Here is a 14,806-nt window from a genome sequence, read left to right as displayed (position 1 = left end):
ATGCCGGATGCTCCTTGCCGTCATTGCCGCTACGCCCAAGCAAGACCTTGTCTATATTGGAAATGTCGCGGGCCGAGCGCTGGATGCGGGCTTTCATGCGGCCGTCAGAGTTGGTGCCAGCAAGCTGCTATTCTGCGCAATAACCTGCCGGCCAATTCCTGGTGTGCGCGCGGGCCGACACCGCCAAAACCTCGAAAGCAGTCATCATCCGCTTTCACATATTTCGGGGTCCATTCAACCTGCTCATTCACCGTCGAACCGGCCATCCGTCACCGCTGCGTAGAGATCATCTGAAACAGCGCATATCGCAATCCGACGAAGATACTCCTCCGGCGGAATTCTAAGTTTTTTGGCGCGTTGGGTTAAGAGATGGCGTTCGTGGGCGACCAGCGAGACAGGTACCGTCGCAATATGCCTCCCACCGGTGGGAGTCATTGGCAGACGCCAACGCCGCCACATCGCCCGAATAGTTTCAGCCCGAACACCGTCATTCAAAACTCGAGCAATTTCCGTGGCGGGAACCCCTTTGCCGGTCAGATAGGCGACGTGGGCTGCCTTGGCATTTGTCCAACGCTCGACGAGCAGTTGCTTGCCGCGAAATCGGTCAGTGTGGTGGGTTTTTCGTTTGTTGAGCTTTTTCGGGAGTGGATCGGGCGTCATTTTTCTCACTTCAAGCGCTGGAGGCAGGGAATAATTTAGGATTTTACCGAATAGTAGGAGAAAACCCCTAAAAATTACCAAATGGTTTAGATCATGAATGAAATTTTGGAAGAGAGGCAGAACGGCGGGCGCGGATACACCCGGTCAGGACGACATTGGCGTTTCAACTCAGCCATGTGCCTTGGGAAGCAACTGAAACCCGGGCTTGAAACAGCCTAACTTTCACGATGCTAGCAAAGGAAAATGCAATGTCACGAACGTTTCTGGGGCAACTTATTCTGCGCCTGCAGGATCAAATGTCCGGCAAAGCCAAGAGAGCTGCGACCGACGTCACCGGCTCGATGAAAATGATTGAGGATCGTGCCCGCAGGCTCGCTGGCACCCAATGGGGCGTCGGCTTTCAGCGGCAAATGGAAAAGATGGGTGCATCTGCTAAGGAATTTGACCAGGTGCGCCGTTCATGGGACCGGCTTCAGCAGGATCTCAGGTCACGCAATCTCGGTACAGCGCTTCAAAAATCAGAGGTTGGTGGATGGAAAGTTGCTACGCTGTCGCATCTGGCAGAGGTTCGCTCCAGTATGCGCTCAACCGAGAAAGAAGCCCGTCGCATCGGACTGGCAATGAAACTGGCACTGAAGCCCGCTTACATCGCCATGGGAGGCTACAGCGGTGCTTATATGGTTGGACATGGGGCAAGTATGGCTCTTGCAGCGGCATCCGAAGATCGGCGCGTTCAAGCTGAAGCCAAATACTCGGGCCTCTCAGGTGGTGAACGGAGCAAGATTGATACTCGCGCAAATGACCTTTCGGAAAAATATCGGCTGAACAAATCCCAAATTTACGAGGTGATGAAAGAAGCATCGCTTTCCATGCCTTCGACCGATTCTGCCTTGGCGGTCTCGGATGATATGGCAAAGGCGTTTCTGGTACTGTCCAACGCTCTTGGAAGTACCGAACAGGCTATCGCTGGCCTGCGATCTTTCAACAAGGCAATGGACAATATCGAGCAGGTCTCTCCGGATGAGTACCGGTTCGGTCTCGAGAACTACATAAAGGCCCAGCAGGTTATCGGCAAGGATATTGATCCGGATGCCTTTGCCCAGGCAATCAAATATTCGCGGTCGGCTGGCAAGGTTGTGTCTCCCGAGTTTCTGTTCAAATGGCTACCAATGCTGATCGCGGAAACAGGCGGATCAGACGCAGGTACCAAATTGCGCGCAGGGTTTGATCAGTTCGTTGTTGGTCGGGCATCGAAGAAGTCTCTCCTGGCTCAGAAAGAGTACGGGATCCGCAGCGAGGACGGAAAACTTCTTGGCGAGGAAACGTTCGGTGAAAATCCTATCAAATGGATTTACGACGTACTCCTGCCGCAACTGGAAAAAAAGGGATTTAACAAGGATAACGAAGTCGAACTGGCCCGGGTTGTCGGTGAGCTGACCAACAACAGGTTGTCGTCTGACTTGATTATGAGTGGTATCCTGTCCTTCGCTCAGTATCGCAGGTTGGTGGAGGAACGTCTCCCAAATGCAACCGGACTGGACGCCGCCAACCAAGTGCAGACAGACAATCCATTTGCTGCGTTTCAAGGCTTTAAGGACAGCATATCAAATCTCTCCTCAGCTATCATGCCCATGACGACCATCAGTCAGGGTCTCAACAGCTTCGCCGATGGCCTGAATGCCTTCACCGCCAAAGTTCGGGAAGGTGATCCGAGCATAGCAACCGGTCTTGCTGTCGGCGGCATCGCGGCGGCAGGTTTGGGTACCTATAAGATTGGTTCGGCCATTTACGGCTTGATCACCGCCGGAACAAACTTGAATGCAGCCGCTCTTGCCCTGCAGCAAGCCGCTGCGATGCAAGGCGGGGGCGGTGCAGGAGAATTGCTCGAAGGCAAGAATAGCGGTAAGGCCGGTTGGTTCGCCGCCCTTATGCTGAAAGCAAGAAACTTGAGCTTGGCGGCCGCGCCGGGTCTTGCTGCTGGCGCTTTGACCTATTCGCCGGAATCATTCGAGGAGCAGGTTGCTCAGCAGCGAAAGAACAAAGAGCAGATGCAGCGCATGGCCGGATTCTTCGGTAGCAAGCAATTCTGGCTGGGCAAAGCTGCAGATCCGGATGTGAACGTCAAAGATGCGTTCGGCATAAAGCTCGGCAGGCCCGATGCCGGCGCCTCGCCAGAAGCCATGGACGAGATCCTGAGGAGTTCTGCTGATGTTGGCCGGCAAATGGCTGAAAACCTTTCCGTGACAGCCAAACCCAATGTTGATGGCTCCGGTATCAAGTCCGCATTGGCCGATGCAAAAGAGCTGAAAGCTGTTCTCAGCAGTCTTGGGTCGCTCGTGGCGACAGCACAGGAGAAGGTCGACTCGCAGATGCGCCGCAGCTTCGCGGATTACGGGGTGTCGCCATAACTGTAACAACGCGCATCGAGCGTACGTATCGACTTCGGTCGTCTTAGGTACGGGGCGTTCGACCAAGCTTTCCGAGACTTTTCATGCTTGGAAATAGGAGGATCATAGCGACGTATATAGCGGCACCGATAACGAGGGCGATGCTGGCGACTGAGAGCGCCAGATTGAAACCCGTATCGATGTTTACAACGTGCCCCATAATCGCACTAACAGCTGGCGGGCCCATGATCTGGCCAATGGCGAAAACGGCCGTCAGCAAACCCATGTAGCGTGCATGATGGCTGGACCGAATTCTCCTGACTTCGTTCATAGCAAAGTAGCTGATTGCAGTGAATGGCAGACCCACCAATACGCTGCTGAGGGCAAGACCGAGAGGGTCGCGCCAAATCACAGATATCGCAACGCCCAAAGCCTGCACCAGATGGGCGCCCACGAGATGGAGCCTAACGTCATCGGCGTGCTTCACGCGTGCTGCCAGCAACGACCCTGCGACCGCAGCCAACCCAAATAAGGGCCAAAAGACGGTAAGAAGAGCTGAACCCGGGATGCTATTTTTGGCAATTACCGGTAGGTAGGTCGCCGTGATAATATATCCGAAGCCTGCTAGCCCGTAGGCGATCGCAAACAACGGCATTTCCGACTTCGGTACTTTCCCGGAGGCTCGTGTAGCCACGCCAACGGAATATGCTTCTGATGGCGATGAATTTTTCCCGAAGGTACGCCAAATAATCCCGCTGATTGCGGCGGAGATCAAGGCGAAGACGAGCCAAGCCGTGGCTGCGGACAGGCCGAGAACCGCCATCCCACTGGCTGCCAAGCCCGAAACCGCTATCCCAGCGCCGGGTCCAGTGAATATGGCACTGGCGAACGAGTTCCCGCTTCCAGAGAGCTGGGCGAGGCACCAGCCGGAAGTAAACACGAAGCCAACCGCCGAGGCCACGCCCGCCAGAAACCGAAGAGCCGACCATGCTTGGGCATAGGGCGTGCACATCATGGCCGTAAGCAAAACTGTAGATGCCAGCGCTAGCCGAATGAGGAACGTATGGTCCCACGTTTTGGGCACAAGCATTGCCGCCAACGCGCCAACAAGGTAGCCGACATAGTTCGCGGTGGCCAATCCTCCTGCACGAGAGAAATCAAGCACCCCGTCATGAAGCATCATGGGAAGGATAGGGGTAAAGGCGAATCGGCCAACTCCCATAGCGATGGCGAGTGACGCGGATCCTGCGAGAACTACCGCATACGGATTGTGCCTTTGCTTCGACATTTGCTATCCTTCATTTTCTAAAAAATGTGGCCGTTGAAGTATGAGCGCCGGGATGGCGTGAGTTCGAGATGGTGCACTTGAGCGTCTGTGGGAACCTGCGATCCCCGCAAGGCAGCCCACCGCGTTTTGAAAGAATTGCGACGGCTCAAATCATGTGGGATTGAAGCGGCCAATAATCTCTTGGGCCCTTCGATAGAGCTCTCGGGTTAGTTCCTCGGCACCAGTTCTTGGGGCGAGCCTTGCGGCCTGACCTGACCATAAGTTCGTGAAGTCGTTTCGCGACGCCGCCTCTGCCCTTGCTCTGATCGGGGCGAGAGCGGCGCCCGCTGTTGGGAACGAGGGTACGCTGTCGGAAATCGGTCCCAAATCTCGCATCAGTCGGTTGACAACGCTTCTCGCTGGACGACCGGTAAACAGATTCGTGATCGCGGTACTGTCGTCTCCGGCTGCTGCCAGCGCTTTGGCGTGAACGGGGTGAACCCTTGCTTCAGGGCAGAACAGGTAAGCCGTTCCAACCTGCACGGCGGAAGCGCCGAGCATCAGGGCGGCCGCAACTCCTCGCCCATCAGAGATACCCCCCGCTGCGATGACCGGGACCCGAACGGCGTCCACCACCTGAGGAACAAGTGCCATCGTACCGACTTGCGTCGCCATATCATGCGTCAGGAAGTTTCCACGGTGACCGCCCGCCTCAAAGCCCATCGCAATGACAGCATCGACGCCATTTGCTTCCAGCCAGATAGCTTCGGCGACAGTTGTCGCCGAAGCTATTATCCTTGCACCGGTTGCCTTCACCCGCTGGACGAGTTCGTTCGCGGGCAGCCCAAAATGAAAGCTCACCACCTCCGGCCTGAATTCTTCCACGACTTCACAGAATGTCCCGTCAAATGGCGCGCGACCGACTCCGGTGATCGGCGTTCCCGAATCGAGACCGTACTCAGCATAGTAGGGGGAAAGCATGGCCTCCCAACGCTTCTGGGCCTCAAGGTCGGCGGGTGGAGAACGGTGCGAAAAGAAGTTGACGTTTATCGGCGCATTCGTCGAGGTCCGGATATGATTCAGTGCTTGACGCAATTCATCGACATCCAAGAGGGCACTGGGAAGAGACCCCAAACCGCCTGCCTTGGCAGTGGCGACAACCATGTCAACCGTTGTCGCACCCGCCAAGGGTGCCTGGATAATGGGAAGCTCTATTCCGAATAGGTCTGGAATGCGTCGATCCGGCCAATGAGTCATGTTGAACTCCGTCGTACTTGCTGCTGCAAATTTTGATATTCCTGGCCGTGTCGTACGTCTATTGTACCTTGGTCTATGTTGTGAGGCCGCCTTATAGACACTTTGGTATAATATCGTTGGTGGGCTTTAGCGTTATAGTTTCCGTTGGACGAGGCGGCAGCCTCTCTCAACTCTCATTGACTAGGTCAACATTGGAGCACGAACTTGTGCCCTGAAACTACTCTCGTTTGGACGTTCAGGACGGGAGCCGTGACTGAATCGTGGATTTTGACACTCGACTGATGAAGCTGTCAAAAATGGCAGGAACGACAACGACAGCACCTGTCCAGACATCTTTCGATACCTGGAATTGCTGACGGATGTTTAAATTCGCTGCAATAATCATACTTTTGCGTGCAATAGGTTGGCAAGAAGACCATCAATACCTATTTGAGGTCATCTCGCGCTCGTCAATTACCTTCAAATATCTCCTGTCCAATCTGTAGGGAATTCACAAATGATGGTTGGTAAGAACACATGAAAATCTCCGGTGACCTTTTGATCGGTGGCGCGGGCATCCGGGGAGCGGCAGAGGCTTTCTCCGCGGTCAACCCCGCCAACGGCATGCTCATGGAACCATCCTTCGGGGGTGCCACAAAAGAGCAAGTGGAAAAAGCCACGGCTTTGGCGTGGGAAGCCTTCCCGATATACAAGGAGATATCCCTCAAAGATCGTGCGTATTTCCTCGAAGCGATTGCGGAACGCATCCTCGAACTCGGCGACACTCTAATCCTTCGAGCATTAGATGAAACTGGCCTGGCGCGTGGACGCCTTGAAGGCGAGCGCGACCGAACCGTGGGGCAGCTTCAACTATTCGCCAACGAGGTTCGCGAAGGCAACTTTCAAGAGCTCCGCTTTGATCCGGCGGACGCTGATCGGAAGCCCGCCGCCAAGCCGGATCTTCGGCTACGCAACATCGCCCTTGGACCCGTTGCAGTGTTTGGAGCATCGAACTTCCCGCTTGCCTTCTCGGTAGCTGGGGGTGACACCGCGTCCGCTCTGGCCGCCGGCTGTCCTGTGATCGTCAAGGCCCACTCCGCGCATCCGGGAACATCTGCCTTGGTTGGTAGTGCGATCGTTGATGCTGTCAAAGCCTGCGGGTTTCCACCGGGCACCTTCGCACTGCTCTACGATTCGGGCTATGAGGTTGGGCAGGCTTTGGTAGCCGACCACCAGATACGTGCTGTCGGCTTCACCGGCTCGCGCCGGGGCGGTACTGCGCTCATGAAGATCGCCTCGGAACGGAAGCAGCCAATACCGGTTTATGCGGAGATGAGCAGCATTAACCCAGTCATCCTCTATCCGAATGCATTGCGCCATCGGGGAGCTGAGATCGGACATTCGTTCGCGTCATCGCTAATGCTGGGGGCCGGCCAGTTCTGCACGAATCCTGGCCTCGTCATTGCCATTGACGATACAGGGCTTGATGCCTTCATCGCAACAGCCACTTCAGCCCTCGTAAAATCTCATGCTCAAACCATGCTGTCCGCCAGCATCTGCGAAGCCTATTACAAGGGCGTCGCCAAGCTGACGGCATCTTCCTCGGTGTCACAGGTCGCCGCGGGAATGGGTGGAACGCCCCGTCAAGCCCCAGCGTTCCTTTTTGAAACAACGGCAGCCGCGTTTCTGGCGGAACCTAGCCTGCAGGATGAGGTATTCGGCGCCTCAGGATTGGTCGTCCGCTGCCAAGATGAAGCAGAGCTCAAGAACGTTATTGGATCCTTGGAAGGTCAGTTGACGATTGCTCTGCATCTGGACGAAGGCGACGTTCAGGCCGCCTCGAAGATGATCCCAACGTTGGAACTGCTTGCTGGTCGCCTACTTGTTAATGGCTTCGGGACCGGTGTCGAAGTCTCGCCGGCGATGGTTCATGGAGGGCCCTACCCCGCGACTTCGGACGGCAGATCGACCTCAGTTGGCACTTTGGCAATCTATCGGTTCTTACGACCAGTCTCTTATCAGGACTTCCCGATGGAACTGCTTCCGGAACCGCTCCGACAGTTATAACGTCTCCGACAGTACGATTGCGTCGTGGCTAATTTGCTTTCCTATGGTTTCGTCGAGTACGAACGGCTTCCTGCTGCCTTCGCCGCCTCACGCAGTAGTTGCTCTGATAACAATGGCAGGATTTTCCCTATTTGGAGCTAGTCTTCGACACCATTTCGCTAGCCGGTGTGGTCCCCGAGCGGGAGTTTTCGGCCGTGCCTATCGAAACCGAAACCAAAGTATAATTACGGCAAAAATTCCGTTGAATTATGGTTCTTCCAGACGGCAGCTCCTCCCCAATGCCGTTTCGGACTTTGTTCCGTTGAGGCCGCTCTCCCTGTGAGCGGCCTCTTTTTTAGCCGTTTGATTGGCCAGATGACAGATACTTCTAACGAAGCAAGAATCAAACTTTACCGACAAGTTAGTGAATGTCCGCGTTGGCCATCTTTCTCAACAATGTGTTGAGCAGTAAGCTCACGTTTCCCCTCCGACATCATAACTCAGGCGGTTTCGTCAATCGTGGCGATAATTTTGTCTCAGAAGCCGATACCCTGTTCTATTTTGTTTACCCTCGATGAGGGCAGGTACGCTGCTTTGAGTGTGGCCCGGTACTAAGCTCCGTCCTCGTGCAGTTGCACCTATTCTGTGGCATCTACGAATGTGGCAACAATCGCAACACCATCGTATAATAGAATTTATCGCCGTTTCGAGCGATTGAAGATCAGCAGCTTCGCCCGAAAGGTCGCGACTGTCCTCCCTCAATCAATTGGAGCATGGCGATGCAAGAGTTTCAGATCAATAATTTAAACCGACGTTCATTCGGCGCAATCACGTTGGCTCTTTCGGCTGCAGGAATTACGGGCGTGGCCGGCGTTGCAACCGACGCAACCGGCCAAGAAAAACCTCAACCAGCCGCCACCTTTCAGAATGTAAAGAAGATAAAGGCCGGCGACTTGAACGTGGAGTACGCCGATATTGGCCCAACTGATGGTTCCCCGATTCTACTGCTGCATGGCTGGCCATATGATATCTTCAGCTTCAGTGAGGTCGCGCCCATCTTGGAGGCAAAAGGTTACCGAGTCTTCATTCCGTACTTACGCGGCTATGGTGGCACTACGTTTGTCTCGCCGAAGACTAAGCGAAACGGACAGCAGGCGGCGCTCGCCATGGACATGATAAACTTCATGGATGCGATGAAGATTGATCGTGCAACAATCGGTGGGTTCGATTGGGGTGCGAGGACCGCGGACATAATGGCAGCTCTCTGGCCGACCCGCTGCAAGGCACTCGTCTCAGTGAGCGGTTACCTCATCGGAAGCCAGATGGCCGGGGCGACTCCTTTGCCCCCACAAGCTGAGTTGCAATGGTGGTACCAATATTATTTCGCGACAAAGCGTGGACGTGAAGGATATGCCAAATACACCAATGACTTTGCAAAACTCATCTGGAAGCTTGCCTCGCCGCATTGGCGATTCGATGACGCCACATTTGAAAGAAGCGCACCAGCGTTCACTAGTCCCGATCACGTTGATATAGTCATTCACAACTATCGCTGGCGTCTGGGCTTGGAAAAAGGTGAGCGCCGCTTCGATGAATTGGAAACGAAGCTTGCGAACGCTCCGGACATCACAGTACCGACTATCACACTCGAAGGCGACGCGAACGGCGCTCCGCACCCCGACCCGAAGGTCTACGCGAAGAAATTCAAAGGGAAGTACGAACACCGTCTTATATCGAATGGCATTGGCCACAACCTTCCGCAGGAAGCGCCGGAAGCATTCGCTCAAGCCATTATAGATGTAGACTCGTGGGCATAGCCTGCGATTGTGTCACGATGTTTGGGGTACCGTTTTTCTCGGTGCCCCCTTCGGACACGGAGATTCACGGTACTCTCCGGGACTAAGACCCAATCAACTAACGAAGATGACAGGGCCCTACAAATGCTTGATCATTAGATTACGACGCCCGTGATTTTGACGACGGCCTGCCCCATTTAACAAGGGCCCGCTGCTGTCTGGATCACGACCAAATCCGTTCCTAAGAGTCTGTCCGAGAATAGGGCTAAGTGATCGGATCGATGATTTCGCGAAGGTGTCTGCGGCTAGAGCGTCACGGACGCGTGGTCGTGTTGGGCATGACAAAACGGCGTAACAGGTGAAGCATGACGCTGCTCACTGACGCTCTACTGGCCTCAATGGATTGTCTTCGAAACTATTTATCCCCATGTGTGCGGAACAGCCGTGAACGAGCGGCCGAAAAATCACAAGATAAACGAAAGCAATATACCAATGACCGATGACCAAAGCATCGTAATGATCAACGTCTTTACCGTCAGCCCGGGCGATCAAGATAGGCTTGTGGATCTTTTGACATCCGCAACGAGCGGCGTGGTGGATCAAGCGCCTGGCTTCATTTCAGCAGCTCTGCACAAAAGTGTCGACGGTACCAAAGTCGCCATGTATGCGAGGTGGAGAAGCGCCGCCGACTACGAGGCCATGCGTGCCGATCCTAGGCCGCTGCCCTACCTCAAGGAAGCGCTGGGTTTCTCCACATTTGAGCCCGGGATGTACCGTGTCGAGCGTGCGTTCTCTCCTTCCGTATAGCAGTCCTATCTGTTCACACGATGAAACCATTATCTGACGGCAGCGCCATTATCGGCTTGGGCTAAGGCTGCGCCACTCGCCGGAACAGTAGTCGATCCCCAATGAGAAAATGGCCCGGATGATTGTCCGGGCCATTGCCATGTTAATTGTTCTCGTGTTCGTTTCGGTTGGTCGGGCTCCACATGGCGCTTCCATTTAGGATCGGCCCGATCACTCAACTCTATTTTCGGCGAGGCTCTAAGAAGTTTTACCGAAAATAATTCTCTGATAGTCAGCAAGCAATTTAGGATCTTCTACCGAACCATGATGGTGAAGCTGCCGCCACCCAGCGCTCGTTTTAATAAACCACCTTGTCGTTCGAAAAGCCAAGTCCAATGTTTCACTGGGCGTCTTGCATATCCCGCGTTCCCGGCCCACAAACAAGTGCCAGTTCGTGTCTCCCTGACTGGTAAAATCGTGGAAGGTAACAGAAACCTTCGCACTTCCGCCAAAGAGCTTCGAATAGGCCTCACCTATAGAGTCCCAGCCGCGTCGGATGCCGCCGATGGGATTGTCCATGCTGGCGGCCTCGCCCTCAATCCAATTGGCCTGAAGGCCTAAAGTGTCACCACCATTGAAGGCTCGATAGAATTCGACGAGCGCATCCATCGCGCTGCCGTCGCCAGCTGTGGCTTCCGAGCCGTCTATTTCGTTATAAATTGCGTCCATGGAAGTACCTCCTGCCCGGCAATCCAATCAGATAGGCCCAATTGGATTGCCTACAAGCATCTCTGATTAAAGAAGCATCAACAGGGCTTGCGCTGCGGCGGTGGACGACGCGGGATTCTGGCCGGTTATAAGCCGTCCATCCGTGATGGCAAAGCTTCCCCAATCGGCTACCTTCTCAAACAGACCACCCATTTGCTTGAGGTCATCTTCGACAAGAAACGGAACTACATCGGTAAGATCCACCGCCGCTTCTTCCGAGTTGGTAAATCCTGTCACACGCTTGCCCTTGACCAGCGGCTCACCTTGATATTTCACATGGTGAAAAACAGCAGGGGCGTGGCAAACTGCGGCAACGGGTTTTCCGGAGTTATAAAAACTCTCGATGAGCGAAATGGATTTCTTGTTGTCGACGAGATCCCACATGGGACCGTGACCTCCGGAATAGAAGACCGTATCGAAATCGCCCGCGTCGATAGTTTCAAGCTTAACTGTATTGGCGAGAACCGCCTGGGCCTCTTTATCGCCTTTGAATCGGGCCATCGAAGCGGTTTGATTGCCGGGTTCATCACTTTTTGGATCAATTGGAGGTTGCCCGCCCTTCGGCGATGCTACGGTCAGGTCAGCCCCGGCATCTTTGAAGACGTAGTACGGTGAGGCAAATTCCTCGAGCCAAAATCCAGTCTTCCTTCCAGTGTTTCCCAAACGGTCGTGGGACGTTAAAACCATCAAAATCTTGCTCATCGGCTTTCCTTTATGTTGAAATGTTCACGGCCGCTTCAAAGCTTGCCGGTGTTCTGGGAATTGGCCCGCGATACGCCAAACCAATTGCAACAAAAGGACGATAGCTAATACGTAAGAGATGAACTATTGTACTAAGGTGTCGCCAAATGGCCATCTGGTAGCTCACTACCGTTAGAAGCCCTGGGTGACATTCCACGAATAACACGATGATTTTGGATTTGTTACGGTACGTAGACGAGAGCAGTCGGTGGGGACGATCGAGTGACCAATTTCCGCACCAGTTGCCGATTGGGAGGGATAGAAAGCGGTGACAAAAGAAAACTTGAACGCTATTCGCTTCGCCGGCTCGGAACTCGGCCAAAACAGACACGCATGTGCGTTCTTTAACGGCGACGATGAAGCCTATCGGGTTCTCGAGCCATTCATCTGTGACGGATTTGACTGCGGCCATAAAGCGGTTCATCTCATCAAGCCTGGACAACGCGAAAACCATATGCATCGACTGCGTTGCGTGGGGATTGATACAGTTCTGGCAGAACAAACTGGTCAACTTGAAGTCCAAACAGCGCTGGAAGCCTATCTTCCAAATGGCCGCTTCGACCAAGGCCGGTTGCTGCAAAAATTTGAAGGATTGGCTAGCGGTAACGCTGAGGGCCCTTTTCCGCTGAGTCGGATAGTTTGCAATATGGATTGGGCGGCCGACGCAGACGTTCCCAAGCTGGATCTTATCGAGTTTGAGTCACGCATAAATGAGGTCTGGAGCAAGCACGACGACGTAGTGATCTGCGTATATGATCTGGCAAAGTTTAGTGGTGAAACGATAATCGCCATCCTGCGCACCCACCCTTTGGCTGTAGTCGGTGGCGTGTTACATGCAAACCCGTTTTACATTCCACCTGCAGAATTTTTGAAGGAGTTGGGGACGGGACATATGGCAGGGGAAGAGTTACTTGACGCAACTGGCTGAAGGTTCCGCAACACAAAGCGCTGCGGCGTTGGAAATCAAAAAACTCCGCCGTTGTATGAACGATCTCATAACACTGACCGCCCTTCCTTCGATCTGGAATGGCGGCGACGTCACATTGATCGGAAATACTCTGCTCGATGCAGTCGACGCCATAATGAACGTCGACTTCCTCTATCTGCGCCTACCGTCGCCGCAAGGCAACGCCGATTTAGAGTTTGCCCGTTTGCCAGGTATAAATAACTTCAGCGACGCGGGTCGATTTGGAGAGTATCTCTATAGTGAATTTGATAGTGCCCCTCCCCATTGGCCACGCTTTGCTACGTTGCAGCTAGAGTCAAAGTCTTATTCAACAGTTCTGGTGCAGTTGGGTCTTCATAGCAATGCAGGAATCTTGGTGGCGGGTACCAAAAGCGCCTCATTCCCCACCCAGCAGGACACGCTTATCCTAAATATTGCAGCAAATCAGGTAGCGATGGCGACTAGCGAAGCCGTACGCTTCCTTGAACAGCGAAATATCGCAGCAGAACTTGATCGCCGCGTCGTTGAAAGAACCGCAGAACTTGATGCACTCAATGTTGCATTGCGCACGGAGATCGCTGAGCGGAGACAGACCGAGGAGGCGTTGCGGAACAGCGAGCTCACGTCGCGACGAAGCGCGGCATTTCTAACGCAAGGGCAACGTCTGACCGCAACCGGCAGCGTTTGGTGGAAACCATCGACACGGGATATATTCTGGTCTGAAGAAGCGTACCGGATCGCAGGATATCCTGATACGCAGAAGCCCAGCGTAGAATTGATGCTCGATCGATGCCACCCAGACGACTTGCCAATGCTTCGGGAGTTGGTGGAACGTGCGGCGCAGCTCGGCGCTAATGTGGATATGGAACACCGGCTGCTCATGCCGGATCGCAGTGTAAAATATGTCCATGTTGTTTTGCAGAACATAAGCAAGGAGACGGCAGAACCGGAATTCATAGGTGCAGTGACGGACGTCACTGCGAGAAAGGTTGCAGAAGAAAGAGTACAGCGCAGCGATTTATTGTTGGCGGAAGGGCAACGCATAAGCCAGACGGGGACATTTTCCTGGCAAGTCGATACAGATAAGCTCTCGTTCTCCAGCGAAATGAATCGCATCTTTGGCTTTAAGGACGGCACAGTTATCGATTTCGACCTGATAGCCGGCAGAGTATACGAAGAGGATCTTCCACTCCTTGCAGTCAAGATGGCGGACGTACGTTCCGGGGGCGATAATCCCGATTATGAGATCAGATTGCAGGTGGACGGCTCCATAAAGCATGTCAGAGTCGTCGGCAGGATAGTTCGACATCTTGACGGATCAACGGAGTGTATTGGCGCGGTACAGGACGTCACCGCCCAAAGAGTGGCGGAAGCGGCCCGCGATAAGTTACGGTCTGAACTGACGCAAATCGCTCGTGTGATGAGTCTTAGCACGATGGCCGCAGCGATCGCGCATGAGGTCAATCAACCTCTTTCTGGCGTCATTACGAATGCCAGCACGGCTCTTCGTATGCTATCTGCAACCCCGCCGAATATAGAAGGGGCACTAGAGACCGCACGTCGGACAATACGCGACGGGAACCGAGCGGCAGACGTGGTTACACGATTGAAGACGCTGTTTCTGCGGGGTATTTCGACAATCGAATTATTCGACCTTAACAATGCTGCGCGGGAAGTGATTGCTCTTTTCGCAAACGATATCCAGCGCGAACGTATATCTTTGCGCGCGGAACTCTCCCAAGCGCTGCCGTTTATCGGGGCGGATCGGGTACAGGTTCAGCAGGTGATAATGAATTTGATTCGCAACTCCATCGATGCAATGGCGGAAATATCGCAAGGAGCTCGCGACATTCTCGTCCGCACTGCAGTCGGCAGCGACGAGGAGGTGCTGCTCACTGTCGAGGATACAGGACCCGGTATTGCCAGCGCCGACATAGCCTGGCTGTTTGATCCGTTCCATACGACAAAGGCCAAGGGTATGGGTATCGGCTTGTCAGTCAGCCGTTCTATTGTCGAAGCGCACGGAGGAAGAATTTGGGGCATATCCAATCCTGCCGGGGGAGCCACTTTCGGGTTCTCTATTCCCTATCGGTCGGACAATACTCAACCTCGACGTGATTAGCGCCTGGAGAATTGACATCGACAAGGCAGCCATTCGTCCTCACATGATATC

Annotated in this window: 11 protein-coding genes; 6 read left to right on the top strand and 5 right to left on the bottom strand. The window is 54.0% G+C overall.

Translation table 11 applies throughout. The features are described from left to right. Positions 1 to 243: 243 nt before the first annotated feature. Entirely contained in the window at positions 244 to 660 is a 417-nt protein-coding gene (locus ACTJI9_RS09220) for a hypothetical protein (protein ID WP_440807450.1), read from the bottom strand. A 248-nt stretch (positions 661 to 908) separates the two neighbouring features. On the opposite strand from ACTJI9_RS09220, the gene ACTJI9_RS09215 reads away from it, so the two are divergent. Further along, entirely contained in the window at positions 909 to 3,068 is a 2,160-nt protein-coding gene (locus tag ACTJI9_RS09215; protein WP_440807448.1) for a hypothetical protein, read from the top strand. Positions 3,069 to 3,111: 43 nt separating this feature from the next. Here the strand turns inward: ACTJI9_RS09215 and ACTJI9_RS09210 are convergent, their stop codons facing one another. Continuing rightward, the gene (locus tag ACTJI9_RS09210; protein ID WP_440807446.1) at positions 3,112 to 4,335 is read right to left on the bottom strand and encodes a YbfB/YjiJ family MFS transporter; all 1,224 of its coding nucleotides are present in this window, start codon (positions 4,333 to 4,335) and stop codon (positions 3,112 to 3,114) included. Between the two features lie 150 nt (positions 4,336 to 4,485). After that, positions 4,486 to 5,571 carry an NAD(P)H-dependent flavin oxidoreductase gene (locus ACTJI9_RS09205; RefSeq protein ID WP_440807444.1) on the bottom strand — a complete coding sequence of 362 codons (1,086 nt, stop codon included), beginning with the start codon at positions 5,569 to 5,571 and terminating at the stop codon, positions 4,486 to 4,488. A gap of 516 nt (positions 5,572 to 6,087) precedes the next feature. On the opposite strand from ACTJI9_RS09205, the gene ACTJI9_RS09200 reads away from it, so the two are divergent. From ACTJI9_RS09200 to ACTJI9_RS09190, 3 genes are all read left to right on the top strand, one after another. After that, complete coding sequence (locus ACTJI9_RS09200; RefSeq protein WP_440807441.1) at positions 6,088 to 7,617, top strand: aldehyde dehydrogenase (NADP(+)); 1,530 nt, start codon at positions 6,088 to 6,090, stop codon at positions 7,615 to 7,617. A 758-nt stretch (positions 7,618 to 8,375) separates the two neighbouring features. Beyond that, the gene (locus ACTJI9_RS09195; RefSeq protein ID WP_440807439.1) at positions 8,376 to 9,413 is read left to right on the top strand and encodes an alpha/beta fold hydrolase; all 1,038 of its coding nucleotides are present in this window, start codon (positions 8,376 to 8,378) and stop codon (positions 9,411 to 9,413) included. A gap of 471 nt (positions 9,414 to 9,884) precedes the next feature. After that, positions 9,885 to 10,199, top strand: coding sequence for an antibiotic biosynthesis monooxygenase family protein (locus tag ACTJI9_RS09190; RefSeq protein ID WP_440807436.1), 315 nt, complete (start codon positions 9,885 to 9,887; stop codon positions 10,197 to 10,199). Positions 10,200 to 10,436: 237 nt separating this feature from the next. Here the strand turns inward: ACTJI9_RS09190 and ACTJI9_RS09185 are convergent, their stop codons facing one another. Further along, positions 10,437 to 10,907: a YybH family protein gene (locus ACTJI9_RS09185; RefSeq protein ID WP_440807434.1), complete on the bottom strand. Its 471-nt coding sequence runs from the start codon at positions 10,905 to 10,907 to the stop codon at positions 10,437 to 10,439. Positions 10,908 to 10,973: 66 nt separating this feature from the next. Then, positions 10,974 to 11,648, bottom strand: a complete 675-nt coding sequence (locus ACTJI9_RS09180) for a type 1 glutamine amidotransferase domain-containing protein (protein ID WP_440807432.1) — start codon at positions 11,646 to 11,648, stop codon at positions 10,974 to 10,976. A gap of 307 nt (positions 11,649 to 11,955) precedes the next feature. Between ACTJI9_RS09180 and ACTJI9_RS09175 the strand changes: the two genes are divergently transcribed. Together ACTJI9_RS09175 and ACTJI9_RS09170 are read left to right on the top strand one after the other, a co-directional pair. Then, the gene (locus ACTJI9_RS09175; protein WP_440807429.1) at positions 11,956 to 12,615 is read left to right on the top strand and encodes an MEDS domain-containing protein; all 660 of its coding nucleotides are present in this window, start codon (positions 11,956 to 11,958) and stop codon (positions 12,613 to 12,615) included. A 28-nt stretch (positions 12,616 to 12,643) separates the two neighbouring features. Continuing rightward, positions 12,644 to 14,755, top strand: a complete 2,112-nt coding sequence (locus ACTJI9_RS09170) for an ATP-binding protein (protein WP_440807426.1) — start codon at positions 12,644 to 12,646, stop codon at positions 14,753 to 14,755. The last annotated feature ends 51 nt before the right edge of the window (positions 14,756 to 14,806 follow it).

The sequence above is a fragment of the Phyllobacterium sp. 22552 genome (assembly GCF_052044585.1).
Lineage (GTDB): Bacteria > Pseudomonadota > Alphaproteobacteria > Rhizobiales > Rhizobiaceae > Phyllobacterium > Phyllobacterium ifriqiyense.
This window is presented reverse-complemented; position numbering and strand designations above follow the sequence as displayed.

Excerpts from the sequence above, each read along its gene's own strand:
- ACTJI9_RS09180 (WP_440807432.1), bottom strand. The coding sequence starts at position 11,648 with ATGAGCAAGATTTTGATGGTTTTAACGTCCCACGACCGTTTGGGAAAC.
- ACTJI9_RS09200 (WP_440807441.1), top strand. The coding sequence starts at position 6,088 with ATGAAAATCTCCGGTGACCTTTTGATCGGTGGCGCGGGCATCCGGGGA.
- ACTJI9_RS09220 (WP_440807450.1), bottom strand. The coding sequence starts at position 660 with ATGACGCCCGATCCACTCCCGAAAAAGCTCAACAAACGAAAAACCCAC.
- ACTJI9_RS09205 (WP_440807444.1), bottom strand. The coding sequence starts at position 5,571 with ATGACTCATTGGCCGGATCGACGCATTCCAGACCTATTCGGAATAGAG.
- ACTJI9_RS09185 (WP_440807434.1), bottom strand. The coding sequence starts at position 10,907 with ATGGACGCAATTTATAACGAAATAGACGGCTCGGAAGCCACAGCTGGC.
- ACTJI9_RS09195 (WP_440807439.1), top strand. The coding sequence starts at position 8,376 with ATGCAAGAGTTTCAGATCAATAATTTAAACCGACGTTCATTCGGCGCA.
- ACTJI9_RS09210 (WP_440807446.1), bottom strand. The coding sequence starts at position 4,335 with ATGTCGAAGCAAAGGCACAATCCGTATGCGGTAGTTCTCGCAGGATCC.
- ACTJI9_RS09190 (WP_440807436.1), top strand. The coding sequence starts at position 9,885 with ATGACCGATGACCAAAGCATCGTAATGATCAACGTCTTTACCGTCAGC.
- ACTJI9_RS09215 (WP_440807448.1), top strand. The coding sequence starts at position 909 with ATGTCACGAACGTTTCTGGGGCAACTTATTCTGCGCCTGCAGGATCAA.